A 12,695-nucleotide genomic window follows, 5' to 3' on the forward strand; every position below is an offset into this window, starting at 1 on the left:
TTCTTCGTGTTAGCGATAACGCAAATTCATCGCCCGAGTCCATCTGCCAGCCAGAGCGCCGCCTGATCGGGGCTTTGCTTGTCGGCGTCGCGGTCGACCCGATAATTGGCCTCGCGCATCTTCTCCACCGGAATCGCGCCGATCAGCGGGCGCAACGCCGCCTGGAAGCGTGCGTCGCCCGCGCGGGGCGGAGCGAGCAGCAGGATCGCGTCATATCCGGGGATCGCGCCTTTGGGATCGGTGAGGATAGCGAGCCTGTCGGCGGCGATGCGTCCGTCGGAGGAGAAGGCCGGGATCACATCGGCCTCGCCGCTCGCCAGCGCGCGGTACATGAAGGTCGGCTGATAGGGTCGCGCCGACTTGAAGGCGAGGCCATAGGCACGGCGCACCGCGGCCCATTCGGGTCGCTCGAGGAACTCGACATCGGTGGCGAAGTCGAGCTCGCCCGCCTGGGGCGCAAGGTCGCTCAGGCTGGCGATGCCGCGCCGCCGGGCATCGTCGCCGCGCATCGCGAAGGCATAGGCATTCTCGAATCCCAGCGATCCGAGCAGGGTCACCCCGTGCGTCGCCTTGGCCCATCTGGCGACGCCGTCGACGATCGCGGCGCGCGGCGGCACGTCGGTGCGGTGCATCTGGTTGGTCCAGATCGTCCCCGAATAATCGACATAGACGTCCACGTCGCCCGCCGCGAGCGCCCCGAACGCCACCGCCGAGCCTAGCCCCTCGCGGTAGCGCACTTTGTATCCCGCGGCCTCGAGCCGATGCCCGATCAACCGGGCGAGGATATATTGTTCGGAGAAGCCCTTGGCGCCGATGGTGACGGTCCCGCGCGCCGCGGGCCAGGCCGGCGCCAGCGCGACCGCCGCGGCGACGAGCAATGCGGCGAGGCTCGCCCAGACCAGCCCGCGCCTGCGCCGGGCGATGCCGTGCTCGGCGAGCCCCAGCAGCGCGTCGACCGCCAGCGCCAGCCCCGCAGCGGCGACGCAGCCGGCGAGCACCAGGGTCCAGTTCTGCGTCTGCAGCCCGGCGAAGATCAGGTCGCCCAGGCTCGGCTGGCCCACCGTGGTCGAGAGCGTCGCCGCGCCGATCGTCCACACCGCGGCGGTGCGGATGCCGGCCATCAGCATCGGCGCGACCAGGGGCGCCTCGACCAGCCACAGCCGCTGGCCGCGCGTCATCCCCATCGCATCGGCGGCCTCGAGCACCGCGGGGTCGAGATTGGCGAGCCCGGTCACGCCGTTCCGCAGGATCGGCAGCAGCGCATAGAGCGACAGCGCGAGCAGCGAGGGCAGGAAGCCCAATGCCGGGATGCCGCCGCCGACCAGTGCCGAGAGCCACAACAGGATCGGATAGAAGAGCGCGAGCAGAGCGAGGCTGGGGATGGTCTGGACGAGGCTGGCGAAGCCCAATGCGATGCGACCGACGCTGCGGTTGCGCGACGCGAGCACCGCGAGGGGGAGGCTGACGACGAGGCCGAGCAGCAGCGCGGAGAAAGCGAGCAGCAGATGCTGCGCGAGCAGCTCGGGGACGCGAGCGAAGGCGGGGATCACAGATCCTCCCCCAGCTTGCTGGGGGAGGGGGACCATCGCGCAGCGATGGTGGAGGGGCCGCCGGCGTAGCCGGCGGACTTCGTCCGCCGCCCCTCCACCAGCCTGCGGCTGGTCCCCCTCCCCGAGACGAGCTCGGGGAGGACTTGGAGCGCACCCCTCACTTCTCCAGCTCCGCCAGCCGGTGCGCCTGTTCGCGCGGGACCGCGACCAGCGCGTCGGCGACCGCACCGGCCTTGCCCGACAGCAGTTCGCGTGGGCCCGCGTCGGCGACGATCCGGCCCGCCGCCATCACCAGCACGCGGTCGGCGAGCAGCAATGCCTCGGCCATGTCGTGGGTGACCAGGATCGTGGTCAGCGCCATGCGGTCGTGCAGCGCGCGGATCGCCTTGCCGAGCCCGTCGCGAGTGACCGGGTCGAGCGCGCCGAACGGCTCGTCCATCAGCAGCAGTCCGGGCCGGCACGCGAGCGCGCGCGCCACGCCGACGCGCTGGCGCTGGCCGCCCGAAAGCGCGTCGGGCATGCGTGTCCCCAGCTCGGGGGCGAGCTCGACCAGGTCGAGCAGCTCGGCCACGCGCGCCGCGGTGTCGCGCTCGCCCGCCAGCCGAAGTCCGATCGCGACGTTCTGCGCCACGCTCATATGCGGGAACAGCCCGATATTCTGGAAGACATAGCCGATCCGCCGACGCAGCAGGTGCGGGGGCTCGGCGTCTACGGGCATGCCGCCGATCCGCACTTCGCCTGCGCTCGGCGCGATCAGCCGGTTGATCGTCTTGAGCAGGGTCGACTTGCCCGATCCGGAGGCGCCGACCAATGCGACGAAGCTGCCGGCGGCGATCTCCAGCGACACGCCGTCCACGGCCTTCGCGCCGCCCGCATAGACCTTACTGACATTTTTGAAGGTAAGGCTGCGCGATTGCTCTGGCATCGCCGGCTTTTGTGCGGGATGAAGCGCAAAAGGTCAAAACGGGAGAGGGGCGGATGGCGGGCGAGAAGGCGATCTTCATCACCGGCGGGGCGTCGGGGATCGGGCAGGCGGTCGCGAAGCTGTTCGCGAGCCGCGGCTGGCGCGTCGGGCTCGCCGACGTCAACGCCGCCAGGCTCGAGGCGACCAGGGCGATGCTGCCCGCCGACATGGCGACGACTCACGTCATGGACGTGCGCAATCGCGACCAATGGCAGGGCGCGCTCGCCGCCTTCGCCGAAGCCAGCGGCGGCCGGCTGGATGTCCTGTTCAACAACGCCGGCATCGCGGTGGGTGGACCCTTCGCCCAGGCGAGCGACGACGAGATCGACCGGATCGTCGGTATCAACCTGGTCGGCGTGATCAACGGCGCGCGCGCGGCCTATCCCCTGCTCAAGGCGACGCCGGGCTCGGCGCTGGTCAACACCGCCTCCGCCGCGGCGATCTACGGATCGAGCGGGCTCGCGCTCTATGCGGCGGTCAAGTTCGGCGTGCGTGGCTTCTCCGAGGCGCTCGACGCCGAATGGGCGCTCGACGGGATCAAGGTCCGCGTGGTGATGCCGAGCTTCATCGACACGCCTTTGCTCGATTCGACCGTGTCGGGCACCAACCGCACCGCGCGCGAATCGGTGCAGGCGGCGGGGCTCGAGTTCACGCCGCTCGAGCAGGTGGCCGAGGAGATCTGGTCCGGCATCGCGCGCGACAAGGTGCACGTCATCATCGGGAAGACCGCGCGCCGCCTCGCCTTCGCCGCGCGCTGGATGCCGAAGGCGCTGCGCAAGGAGATGCGCCGCGGCGCGATCGCCTAACCCAGCAGCGCGTCGATCGCCTGCGCCATATGGATGTCGCGCTGCGAAAGGCCGCCGGCGTCGTGCGTGGTGAGCAGCACGTCCACGCGGTTCCACACGTTCGACCATTCGGGATGATGGTCGGCCTTCTCGGCGAGCAGGGCGACGCGGGTCATGAAACCGAACGCCTGGTTGAAATCGGCGAAGGTGAAGCGGCGGGTGATCGCGTCGCGGCCCTCGTCATAGCTCCAGTCGGGAATCGCGGCGAGCGACTCGCGCCTGTGCCCCTCGGTCAACCGCGTCACCATGATCGCCTCCTTGCCCAGCCTTCGTCCCTCCGCCTATGGGTTCGGGCATGAGCGGGCAAGCGCCTTCCCACGCGCCGGACGCGGCAGTCATCGAGGCGCTCGCCCGCGACGCGCTCGCGCGTATCCCCGAGCCCTTCGCGACGCATCTCGGCGACGTGGTGCTGCTCGTCGAGGAATTCGCCGACGACGAGACGCTGGACGCGATGGGGATCGAGGATCCGTTCGAGCTGACCGGACTCTATCACGGCCGCCCGGTCGGCGAGAAATCGGCGTTCGATTCGGGCGGCCTGCCCGATCGCATCCACCTCTATCGCCGCGCGATCCTCGACGAATGGTGCGATACCGGCGTCTCGCTCCAGGCGCTCGTCACGCACATCGTCGTGCACGAGGTGGGGCATCATTTCGGCCTGTCCGACGACGACATGCACGCGCTGGAGGACGCCGCCGGGTGAGTGCCGGCCTCGCCTTCGCCGACGTGGCGTGCGTCCGCGGGGGCCGGCTGCTGTTCGAAGGGCTCGGCTTCGCGCTGGGGCCCGGCGAGGCGGCGCTGATCACCGGACCCAACGGCGCCGGCAAGTCGAGCCTGATCCGGATCGCGGCGGGACTGCTCGCACCCGCTGCCGGGCGGGTGGAAGGCGAGGGCGCCCGCGCTTTGCTCGCCGAGACGGCCGCGCTCGATCCCGAGCTGAGCGTCGCCGCGGCGCTGCGCTTCTGGGCGCGGATCGACGGGCGCGGTGCGGCGGTCGACGGCGCGCTGGCGGCGGTGGGGCTCGCCGATCTGGCGCGGGTACCGGTGCGATTGCTGTCGACGGGCCAGCGCCGCCGCGCGGCACTTGCGCGCGTGGTGGCGAGCGGCGCGCCGGTCTGGCTGCTCGACGAACCCGCCAACGGGCTGGATGCGGCTTCGGTGCGGGTCCTGGAGGGGCTGGTCGCCGAGCATCGGACGGGCGGCGGGATCGCCTTGGTGGCGACGCACCTGCCGATCGCGCTGCCGGACGCGCGGGAGATCGGGTTGTGAGCGCCTTCGCCGCCCTGGTCTGGCGCGAGCTCAGGCGTGCATGGAGCACCGGCGGAATGCTGATGCCGATCGCCTTCTTCCTGCTCGTCGCGATCCTCTTCCCCTTCGCGATCGGCCCCGACGGCAAGCTGCTCGCGCGCGTCGGCGGCGGGGTGATCTGGGCGGCGGCGCTGCTGGCCGCATTGCTTCCGGTCGAGCGGCTGGTGACGCCCGATGCCGAGAGCGGCGTGCTCGACCAGCTGGCCGCGCGCGGCATCCCCGATGCGGGGGTGGCGGCGGCCAAGATGGTCGGCCACTGGCTCGGCTTCGCGCCGGCATTGCTCGCGGCGACGGTGATCGCGGCGGCGCTGCTGCATTTGCCCAGCGCCGCTTTGCTGCCGATCCTTGCGGGGCTTGCCATCGGCACGCCGGGGCTGGCCGCGCTCGGCATCGCCACCGCGGCGCTGGTCGCGGGGCTGCGCGGCGCGGGGGCGCTGGCGGGGCTGGTGATGCTGCCCTTCGCGGTGCCGCTGCTGATCTTCGGCGCGGGCGCGACCGGCGACCAGCCGGGCGCGTTCAAGCTGCTCGCCGCGGTGAGCCTGTTGCTGGTCGCCGGCTGCCCCTTCGTCGCCGGCGCGGCGATCCGGATGGGGCGGAGTTAGCTGCGCAGCGGCTCAAATCTCTTCGTGTCTTCGTGCCTTCGTGTGAGTCATTTTTTCTCACACAAAGGCACGAAGACACGAAGAAGAAGGTAGGAAAGCGCTTCGCGTGGTCAGCGGCGCCAGCGGGCGAAGATGGCGGTCGGCAGCTCGAGCCCGCGCGCTTCCTCGCGGACCGTCAACTCGCCCGCTTCCACCACGCCGCCCAGGTCGGCGAAATGCTGGCGGACCAGTTCGCCGATCGCGAGCGCGGACATGCGCACCGCATAGACGGTCAGGAACAGGAAGCGCGATTCGGCGTCGAGCAGCTTGCGGGTGTCGGCGATCAGCCCGGGCAGCCCTTCCTCGAGCTTCCACACCTCGCCGTTCGGCCCGCGTCCCCATTTGGGCGGATCGAGGATGATCCCGTCATAGCGCCGCCCGCGCCGTACCTCGCGTGCGACGAACTTGCCGGCATCGTCGATCATCCAGCGGATGGGCAAGTCCTCCATCCCCGAGAGCGTAGCATTGGCCTTGCCCTCGGCGACCGACTTCTTCGATGCGTCGACATGCGTCAACCGCGCGCCCTTGGCGGCCAGCGCCAGCGTGCCGACACCGGTATAGCCGAACAGGTTCATGCACTCGGCTTCGGGTTTGTCGGCTATTTGCGCGCGCATCCAGTGCCAGACCGGCGCCATGTCCGGGAAGAAGCCGAGATGGCGGAACGGCGTGGTCTGCGCGGTGAAGCGGACTTCCTCCCAGGCGAGCGGCCAGCCCTCGCGCGGGGTGGGCTTGTGGAACACCCAGCGGCCGCCGCCCTCCTCGTCCGATCCGGGGAGGAACTCGCCATGCGCGTCCCAGTCGGCCGAGGCCGGCGCCCACATCGCCTGCGGTTCGGGGCGGATGAAGCGGTATTTGCCGTAGCGCTCGAGCTTGCGGCCATGGCCGGAGTCGATCAGCCCGTAATCGGCCCAAGGCTCGCCGGTGAGAGTGATGAGGTCCATCGGCCGTCCATAGAAGGACGCACGCGTTTCTCAAATCCTCCCCCGGAGGGGGAGGGGGACCAGCGAAGCTGGTGGAGGGGTATTGGCCGCAAGCGATTCGCTTGGGGAGACTACCCCTCCGTCAGCCTGCGGCTGCCACCTCCCCCTCCGGGGGAGGATTTACGTGCGCGGCGTCGCGCGCTCGGCGATATAGCCGCTCACGGCCTCGAAGGTCGCGGGGAGTATGTCGTAGCGCTCCTGCCGCTCGTGCAGGTCGCCCACCCGCGCCGGCACCGAGGGGCGCAGGCCGGTGGCGCGCTCGACCGCGTCGGCGAACTTGGCGGGATGCGCAGTGGCGAGCGTCACCACCGGCACGTCGGCCGGCAGCCCGGCGCGGCGCGCGGCGGCGAGGCCGATCGCGCTGTGCGGGTCGATCACCTGCCCCGCCTCGGCATGGCCCCAGCGCATCGCTTCGTTCATCGCGTCGGCGTCGATGCGGTCGCTCGCGAACAGGGCCGCCGCGCCTTCGCGCTGCGCATTGGTCAGCCGCATCGCGCGTGCAGCCTCGAAGCCGCGCATCTGCTCGCCGATCGGGCCACCGGCGAGGTCGAACAGCAGCCGCTCGAAGTTCGAGCTGACCTGGATGTCCATCGAAGGCGCCGCGGTGGGCGTCACCGTGCCCGTCGAATAGTCGCCAGCGGACAGCGCGCGGTGGAGGATGTCGTTGACATTGGTCGCGACGATCAGCTTCGCGATCGGCAGCCCCATCTTGGCCGCGACATAGCCGGCGAACACGTCGCCGAAATTGCCGGTGGGGACCGAGAAGGCGACCGGGCGGTCGGGGGCGCCCAGCCGGACGGCGGCGTAGAAATAATAGACCACCTGCGCCATCAGCCGCGCCCAGTTGATCGAGTTGACCGCGGTCACCTGGAAACGGCCGGCGAAGTCCGCGTGGTTGAACATCGCCTTCACCAGCGCCTGGGCATCGTCGAAGCTGCCTTCGATCGCGATGTTGTGGACGTTGGGCGCGCGCACCGTGGTCATCTGGCGGCGCTGGACCTCGGAGACGCGGCCCTTGGGGTGGAGCATGAAGATGTCGACGCCCGAGCGGCCGGCGACCGCGTCGATCGCGGCGCTGCCGGTATCGCCAGAGGTCGCGCCGACGATGGTCAGATGATTGTCGGTGCCGGACAGGAACTTCTCGAACAGCAGCCCGAGCAATTGGAGCGCGACGTCCTTGAACGCGAGCGTGGGGCCGTGGAACAGTTCGAGCAGCCAGTTGCGTTCGTCGAGCTGGACGAGCGGGGTCACCGCGGCATGCGCGAAGCGGCCATAGGCCTGGGTGCAGAGCGCGCGGAGCTCGTCCTCGCTGAGGTCCGGCCCGACAAAGGGCAGCATCACCCGGACGGCGGTCTCGACATAGGAAAGGCCGGCCAGCCCCGCGATCTCCTCGCGGGTGAAGCTCGGCCAGGCTTCGGGGACGTAGAGCCCGCCGTCGCTCGCCAGTCCGGCGAGCGTGACGTCGCGAAAGCCGAGCAGGGGCGCGGCGCCTCGGGTGCTTTGGTAGCGCATGGCGGCGGGTTAGCGGGGCGGGTCAAGGGGAGCAAGCCAAGCAAAACTCCCCTCCCTGAAAGGGAGGGGTAGGGGGTGGGTCAGCGACACGCGGGGCTCGATGCCCCGTGTGTCGCTTATTTTGCCGCCGTCGGAGGCTCGCTGCGCTCGCCACCCACCCCCGGCCCCTCCCTTGCAGGGAGGGGAGAGGATGATTTCCGCCCCCGCCAGCGCAGCGCGAGCACATAGATCACCGTCGCGACGGCAGCGAACAGGAACCATTGCACGCCGTAGGCGAGGTGGTTGTTGGGCACCGATGAGAGGTCCGGCGCGGCATTGGGCGCGAGCCCCGGGGCGGGGGTGTCCGCCACCAGCATCAGCCGCTTCGGCGTGCGATCGAACAGCGAGGCGAGCATCGAGCGGCCGTCGGGGGCGTGGCTGACATAGCCGCTGACGGCGCCGCCCGGCCATTCAGGCTTCGCCATCGGATCGCGCGTGGTGCCGAGCTGGACGAGCATCCCCGGCCCCTCGGCCCCGCCGGTGCGGCACTCGACGATGTAGCGGAAGCCGGCGCTGCCCGCGCCGGTGAGCTTGCCCGTCACCGGCGCGACGCAATAGCCGCTCGCTTTGCGGAACAGCAGCCGGTCGTCGGGGAGCCGCGGAAAGGCGATCTCGGGCTTGGCAGGATTGGCGGCGAGCTGGGCGAGCTGGGCGAGCTGGGCCTGCTTCTGCGGCAGGCGGACCATCAGTTGCCACAGCCCCAGCCCGATCATCGCGGCGACGGCGAGCGCGACGATCGCGGTGGGGATCAGGGGAATGCGGCGCGTCATGGGTCCTGGGCGATCCGGCCCTCGCCCGCGCGGTTGCGGAACTCCAGCGCGAGCAGCAGGCCCTTGCCGACGCGCAGCGAGAGCAATGTGAGCGCCAGCGTGAACGGCACCCAGAGCAGCACATGGACGAGCAGCCCGGGCTCGAAGGTGAACTCCACCCAGAGCGCGAGCGCAGTGACGAGCGCGCCGATGCCGAGCGTCAGGAAGACGACCGGCCCGTCGCCGACGTTGAACGCGCGATAGTCGAGCCCGCAGCCCGGGCAGCTGTCGGCGAAGGCGACGAAGTTACGGAACAGCGTCCGCGCGCCGCAGCGCGGGCAGGCGCCGTGGAGCCCCGAATGCACAGGGGGAGGCAGCGTGGTGCTGCCTCCCCCCGATTGGTTGGCCCCCGATTGGTTGGATTGCTCGGGCACCTCAGTGCACCGGCGCGCCCCAGCCGCCCCAGACATAGACTGAGGCGAAGAGGAACAGCCACACCACGTCGACGAAGTGCCAATACCAGGCGGCCGCCTCGAAGCCGAAATGCTGCCGCGGGGTGAAGTGACCCTTGTAGACGCGCACGAGGTTCACGATCAGGAAGATCGTGCCGACCAGCACGTGGAAGCCGTGGAAGCCGGTCGCCATGAAGAAGGCGCCGCCATAGCTGCTGCCATGCTCGCTCGCCGCCTTGAAGGGGAAGGGCGATTCGGCATATTCATAGGCCTGGATGCTGCTGAAGAGCAGGCCGAGCAGGACCGTGAGCCACAGGCCCTTCTTGACGCTGTCATTCTCGCCGACGCCGAGCAGGCCCCACAGGCCCTTCATCTCGCCGCCGCGCTGATTGTGGATCAGCCCGTGGTGCGCCCAGGTGACGGTGCAGCCCGAAAGCAGCAGGATCAGCGTGTTGAGCAGCGGGAACTGCCAGGCGTTGATGACGTGCATGCCCTTGGGGGGCCACTGGCCGCCGACCGCCTCGACCGTCGAGGGGAAGAGCGCGAAATCGAACCAGGCCCAGAACCAGCCGACGAAGAACATCACTTCGGAGGCGATGAACAGGATCATGCCGTAGCGCAGGTGAAGCTGGACGATCGGGGTGTGATCGCCCTGATGCGCTTCCTTGATCACGTCCGACCACCAGCCGAAGAAGGTGATCAGGATGCCCGCGACGCCGGCGAAGAACACGAGGTTCGCGCTCGACATGCTGTGCATCCACATGATGCCGCCCGATGCGAGCACGAGCGCCGCCATCGCGCCGAACAACGGCCAGATGCTCGGCGGAAGGATATGGTATTGATGGTTCTTGGCACCGGCCATCGGCTCGTCCCTGTTCCTTGGTTTGGGGCGTCTCTAGCTTGCAGTTTTCCCGGAATCCACCGGGTAAAATGTATAGGAGAGCGTGATCTCCTGAATGTCCTTCGCGTCGGGATCCTTCTGGATCGCCGGATCGACGTAGAAGATCACCGGCATGCGGACCTCCTCGCCCGGCTGAAGCGTCTGCTGGGTGAAGCAGAAGCACTGGATCTTGGTGAAGTATTTGCCCGCCGCGGCGGGGGTGACGTTGAACGTCGCGGTGCCGGTTACGGGCTTGTCGGAGAGGTTCTTCGCCTTGAAGAACGCCATGTCGCGCCCGCCGATGTCGATCGTGTCGGCGCGGCGCTCGGGCACGAAGTTCCAGGGCAGCTTCGCGCTGACGTTGCCGTCGAAGGCGACGGTGATCTTCTGCCCGGTGGTGCCCGGCGCACGCAGGCCGCGCTGGGTGGTGCCGTTGAGCCCGGTCACCTCGCAGAACATCCGGTAGAGCGGCACGCTCGCGAAGCCGACCCCGGTCATCGTGCAGACGCCCAGCGCGGCGAACAGGGCGGTGCGCAGGTTGCGGTTCATCCCGCGTGGCCGATCTGCATCTTCACGATCGAGATCGCGAAGACGAGGATGACGAAGGCGCCGAGCAGCAGCGCCATGATCCGCGCCCGCGAACGCTGGCGGGCGCGGATCAGGTCGGTCGAATCTTTGTCGGTCATGCAAGCCACCTATCGGCGACCAGCGCGCCGAACATCAGGAACAGATAGAGGATCGAATATTTGAACAGCCGCTTCTCGGGCACCATCGCGTCGTCCGCGGCCGAGTTGCGCAATGCGACATGCGCGGCAAGGGCGAGGAAGAGCGCACTCAGCGCCACCGCCGACCAGCCGTAGATCGCGCCGGTCAGCCCGAGCGGCCAGGGCGCGATCGCCGCGACGATCATCGGCAGCGTGTAGAGCCCGATCTGGGTGCGGGTGGTGCGCTCGCCCGCGACCACGGGCAGCATCGGCACGCCGGCATTGGCGTAGTCGGTCTTCACGAACAGCGCGAGCGCCCAGAAATGCGGCGGCGTCCACAGGAAGATCAGGGCGAAGAGCAGCACCGGCAGCAGCGCGACGTCGCCGGTCGCCGCCGCCCAGCCGATCAGCGGCGGAAAGGCGCCCGCCGCGCCGCCGATGACGATATTCTGCGGGGTGCGGCGCTTGAGCCAGATGGTGTAGACGAAGACGTAGAACAGGATCGAGACGGCGAGGATCAGGGTCGCGGCGAGATTGATCGCGAAATACATCAGCGCGAGGCTGAAACCGGCGAGCCCGACGCCGAAATGCAGCGCCGACTGCCGGTCCATCCGCCCCGCGGGCAGCGGCCGGCCCTGGGTGCGGCGCATCTTCGAATCGAGATCGGCCTCGTACCATTGGTTGAGCGCCCCCGCCGCGCCCGCGCCCAAAGCGATGCACAGGATCGCAGTGAAGCCGAGGATCGGATGGATCGAATGTCCGTTCACGGGGGGCGCCGCGAGCATCCCGCACAGCCCGGTGAACACGACGAGCGTCATCACCCGCGGCTTGGTGAGCGCAAGGAAGTCGCGCCAGTCGGCGGGAAGGGTGACGGAGGCGGCGGTGGTGGTCATGACTCGCGAGGCGCTATAAGCCCCGGTCGCGCAAGGGGAAAGGGGCGTCTCTCTAGCGTTCGCAGCCCGGGCCGCGACACTTGCCGTCGGCGAGCGAATAGTAGGTGTTGTGGCTGCCCGGGTCGGTCGGCCACGCGATGCCTGGCGACAGGAGGAAGGTGGCGGAACGACCGCCGTACATGCCGCGAGGGATCAGTGTCGGGCGAAGCACCACATAAGTGCGGGGGCCGAGATGTTCTGGATGGACCGGAGCCAGATAGCCCGTGGGGCTCGTGCGAGTCAGCGCTGCCGATAGCCGTTCGAGGTCCGTCTTAGCTGCTGGACGGATCGTGCCTTCCGCGATCAATTGGGCGATGCCTGCGGCTCCTGGGCGCACGCGGTCGCGACGGATCGCCACGGCGGAGCGGAGTTCACCCGAGTCCAGCGCGGTAACCGGCGCGCCAGCCGCACGCCTGTCTATGTCGAAGCTGCTCGGGCCGTAGCCGCCCTGAAAATCATCGATGCGGCGCCCCGTGGCCTCCATCACGGCTGCCGCCAGTCTCTCCAACTCACGACCTCCTTTATAGGCGTATGTCGCTCGCCCGCAGGCTCCCGTCTGTCCCCGGCTCTGAAAGCGCACGGGTATCGCGCCGGGCACTCCGGCCACCGCCTGGTCGTAATAGCCGTACGCCAATATGGCGCGCAGACGCCGGTGCGGGAAGCGGCGGAGGTCCCAGATGGTCGCTTCATAGGCGGAGAGAATGAGTACCACCGGAGGACCGCTGGCGCTGCCGGTCACGGCGATGACGCCGGTTTCGTGCGGCGTGCCCCCGATCACCAGGTCTGTCGATTGGCTGCCCTCATACGCCCCGAGTGCGATGATCTTTGCCCCCGCGACGGTGCGTGTCGGCAGGCAGAGGCCGTATAGGTGACCGCCGCCCGGCTCGGCGGGAGTGATCGGTGGAGGGGCTGGGTAGACGCGGGGATCGTCTTGCGACTGCATGGTGCCCTCCGATCGAGGCGCCATGGCGACGAGCGTCGCGGCGGGAGTAAGGGCGGCGACGCATAGCGCCACAGGGATCAGAGCCTTCATGCCGCGTCTCCTCCTCCGCAGAGGCTATTCGTTCCCAGTTTACGAACTCTGAACCGCGCGCGGCCACCAAAACGAAAACGCCCCGGAGTTTCCTCCGGGGCGCTTCGGT

The 12,695-nt window shown here is 69.3% G+C and carries 16 protein-coding genes; 4 read left to right on the forward strand and 12 right to left on the reverse strand.

Annotated features, from left to right (window positions below):
• Nucleotides 1-26: 26 nt before the first annotated feature.
• Together MT490_RS13600 and MT490_RS13605 are read right to left on the reverse strand one after the other, a co-directional pair.
• Nucleotides 27-1,586 carry an ABC transporter permease/substrate-binding protein gene (locus MT490_RS13600; RefSeq protein ID WP_297388623.1) on the reverse strand — a complete coding sequence of 520 codons (1,560 nt, stop codon included), beginning with the start codon at nucleotides 1,584-1,586 and terminating at the stop codon, nucleotides 27-29.
• Between the two features lie 121 nt (nucleotides 1,587-1,707).
• Nucleotides 1,708-2,475 carry an ATP-binding cassette domain-containing protein gene (locus MT490_RS13605; RefSeq protein WP_297388626.1) on the reverse strand — a complete coding sequence of 256 codons (768 nt, stop codon included), beginning with the start codon at nucleotides 2,473-2,475 and terminating at the stop codon, nucleotides 1,708-1,710.
• Nucleotides 2,476-2,528: 53 nt separating this feature from the next.
• Here MT490_RS13605 and MT490_RS13610 point away from each other — a divergent pair, with 53 nt between their 5' ends.
• The gene (locus MT490_RS13610) at nucleotides 2,529-3,320 is read left to right on the forward strand and encodes an SDR family oxidoreductase (RefSeq protein WP_297388629.1); all 792 of its coding nucleotides are present in this window, start codon (nucleotides 2,529-2,531) and stop codon (nucleotides 3,318-3,320) included.
• Here MT490_RS13610 and MT490_RS13615 read toward each other — a convergent pair.
• Nucleotides 3,317-3,625: a 4a-hydroxytetrahydrobiopterin dehydratase gene (locus tag MT490_RS13615; RefSeq protein WP_297388741.1), complete on the reverse strand. Its 309-nt coding sequence runs from the start codon at nucleotides 3,623-3,625 to the stop codon at nucleotides 3,317-3,319. The two genes, MT490_RS13610 and MT490_RS13615, sit on opposite strands and share 4 nt — an antisense overlap.
• A 29-nt stretch (nucleotides 3,626-3,654) precedes the next feature.
• Between MT490_RS13615 and MT490_RS13620 the strand changes: the two genes are divergently transcribed.
• The 3 genes from MT490_RS13620 to MT490_RS13630 are packed head-to-tail and all read left to right on the forward strand — an operon-like array spanning nucleotide 3,655 to nucleotide 5,266.
• A complete protein-coding gene (locus MT490_RS13620) occupies nucleotides 3,655-4,059 on the forward strand; it encodes a metallopeptidase family protein (RefSeq protein ID WP_297388631.1) in 405 nt (134 codons plus the stop codon).
• Entirely contained in the window at nucleotides 4,056-4,625 is a 570-nt protein-coding gene (ccmA, locus tag MT490_RS13625; RefSeq protein WP_297388634.1) for a heme ABC exporter ATP-binding protein CcmA, read from the forward strand. Before MT490_RS13620 ends, ccmA begins: the two co-directional genes overlap by 4 nt.
• Nucleotides 4,622-5,266 (forward strand): heme exporter protein CcmB, encoded by a 645-nt coding sequence (locus MT490_RS13630; RefSeq protein ID WP_297388637.1) that lies wholly within the window; start codon nucleotides 4,622-4,624, stop codon nucleotides 5,264-5,266. Before ccmA ends, MT490_RS13630 begins: the two co-directional genes overlap by 4 nt.
• Before the next feature lie 110 nt (nucleotides 5,267-5,376).
• Here the strand turns inward: MT490_RS13630 and MT490_RS13635 are convergent, their stop codons facing one another.
• The 9 genes from MT490_RS13635 to MT490_RS13675 form a co-directional block, all read right to left on the reverse strand.
• Nucleotides 5,377-6,246 (reverse strand): class I SAM-dependent methyltransferase, encoded by an 870-nt coding sequence (locus tag MT490_RS13635; protein ID WP_297388639.1) that lies wholly within the window; start codon nucleotides 6,244-6,246, stop codon nucleotides 5,377-5,379.
• Between the two features lie 159 nt (nucleotides 6,247-6,405).
• Nucleotides 6,406-7,797, reverse strand: a complete 1,392-nt coding sequence (gene thrC, locus MT490_RS13640; protein WP_297388641.1) for a threonine synthase — start codon at nucleotides 7,795-7,797, stop codon at nucleotides 6,406-6,408.
• A gap of 116 nt (nucleotides 7,798-7,913) precedes the next feature.
• Complete coding sequence (locus MT490_RS13645) at nucleotides 7,914-8,606, reverse strand: SURF1 family cytochrome oxidase biogenesis protein (protein ID WP_297388643.1); 693 nt, start codon at nucleotides 8,604-8,606, stop codon at nucleotides 7,914-7,916.
• A complete protein-coding gene (locus MT490_RS13650) occupies nucleotides 8,603-8,950 on the reverse strand; it encodes a DUF983 domain-containing protein (RefSeq protein ID WP_297388646.1) in 348 nt (115 codons plus the stop codon). Before MT490_RS13650 ends, MT490_RS13645 begins: the two co-directional genes overlap by 4 nt.
• 70 nt (nucleotides 8,951-9,020) lie before the next feature.
• A complete protein-coding gene (locus MT490_RS13655) occupies nucleotides 9,021-9,899 on the reverse strand; it encodes a cytochrome c oxidase subunit 3 (RefSeq protein ID WP_297388648.1) in 879 nt (292 codons plus the stop codon).
• Between the two features lie 33 nt (nucleotides 9,900-9,932).
• A complete protein-coding gene (locus tag MT490_RS13660) occupies nucleotides 9,933-10,466 on the reverse strand; it encodes a cytochrome c oxidase assembly protein (protein WP_297388650.1) in 534 nt (177 codons plus the stop codon).
• Complete coding sequence (locus MT490_RS13665) at nucleotides 10,463-10,603, reverse strand: hypothetical protein (RefSeq protein ID WP_297388652.1); 141 nt, start codon at nucleotides 10,601-10,603, stop codon at nucleotides 10,463-10,465. Before MT490_RS13665 ends, MT490_RS13660 begins: the two co-directional genes overlap by 4 nt.
• Nucleotides 10,600-11,514 (reverse strand): heme o synthase, encoded by a 915-nt coding sequence (locus MT490_RS13670; protein ID WP_297388655.1) that lies wholly within the window; start codon nucleotides 11,512-11,514, stop codon nucleotides 10,600-10,602. The genes MT490_RS13665 and MT490_RS13670 overlap by 4 nt, the downstream gene beginning before the upstream one ends.
• A 52-nt stretch (nucleotides 11,515-11,566) precedes the next feature.
• The gene (locus MT490_RS13675; RefSeq protein WP_297388658.1) at nucleotides 11,567-12,586 is read right to left on the reverse strand and encodes a hypothetical protein; all 1,020 of its coding nucleotides are present in this window, start codon (nucleotides 12,584-12,586) and stop codon (nucleotides 11,567-11,569) included.
• Nucleotides 12,587-12,695: the final 109 nt, after the last annotated feature.

The organism is Sphingomonas sp. (assembly GCF_026460985.1).
Taxonomy (GTDB): Bacteria; Pseudomonadota; Alphaproteobacteria; order Sphingomonadales; family Sphingomonadaceae; genus Sphingomonas.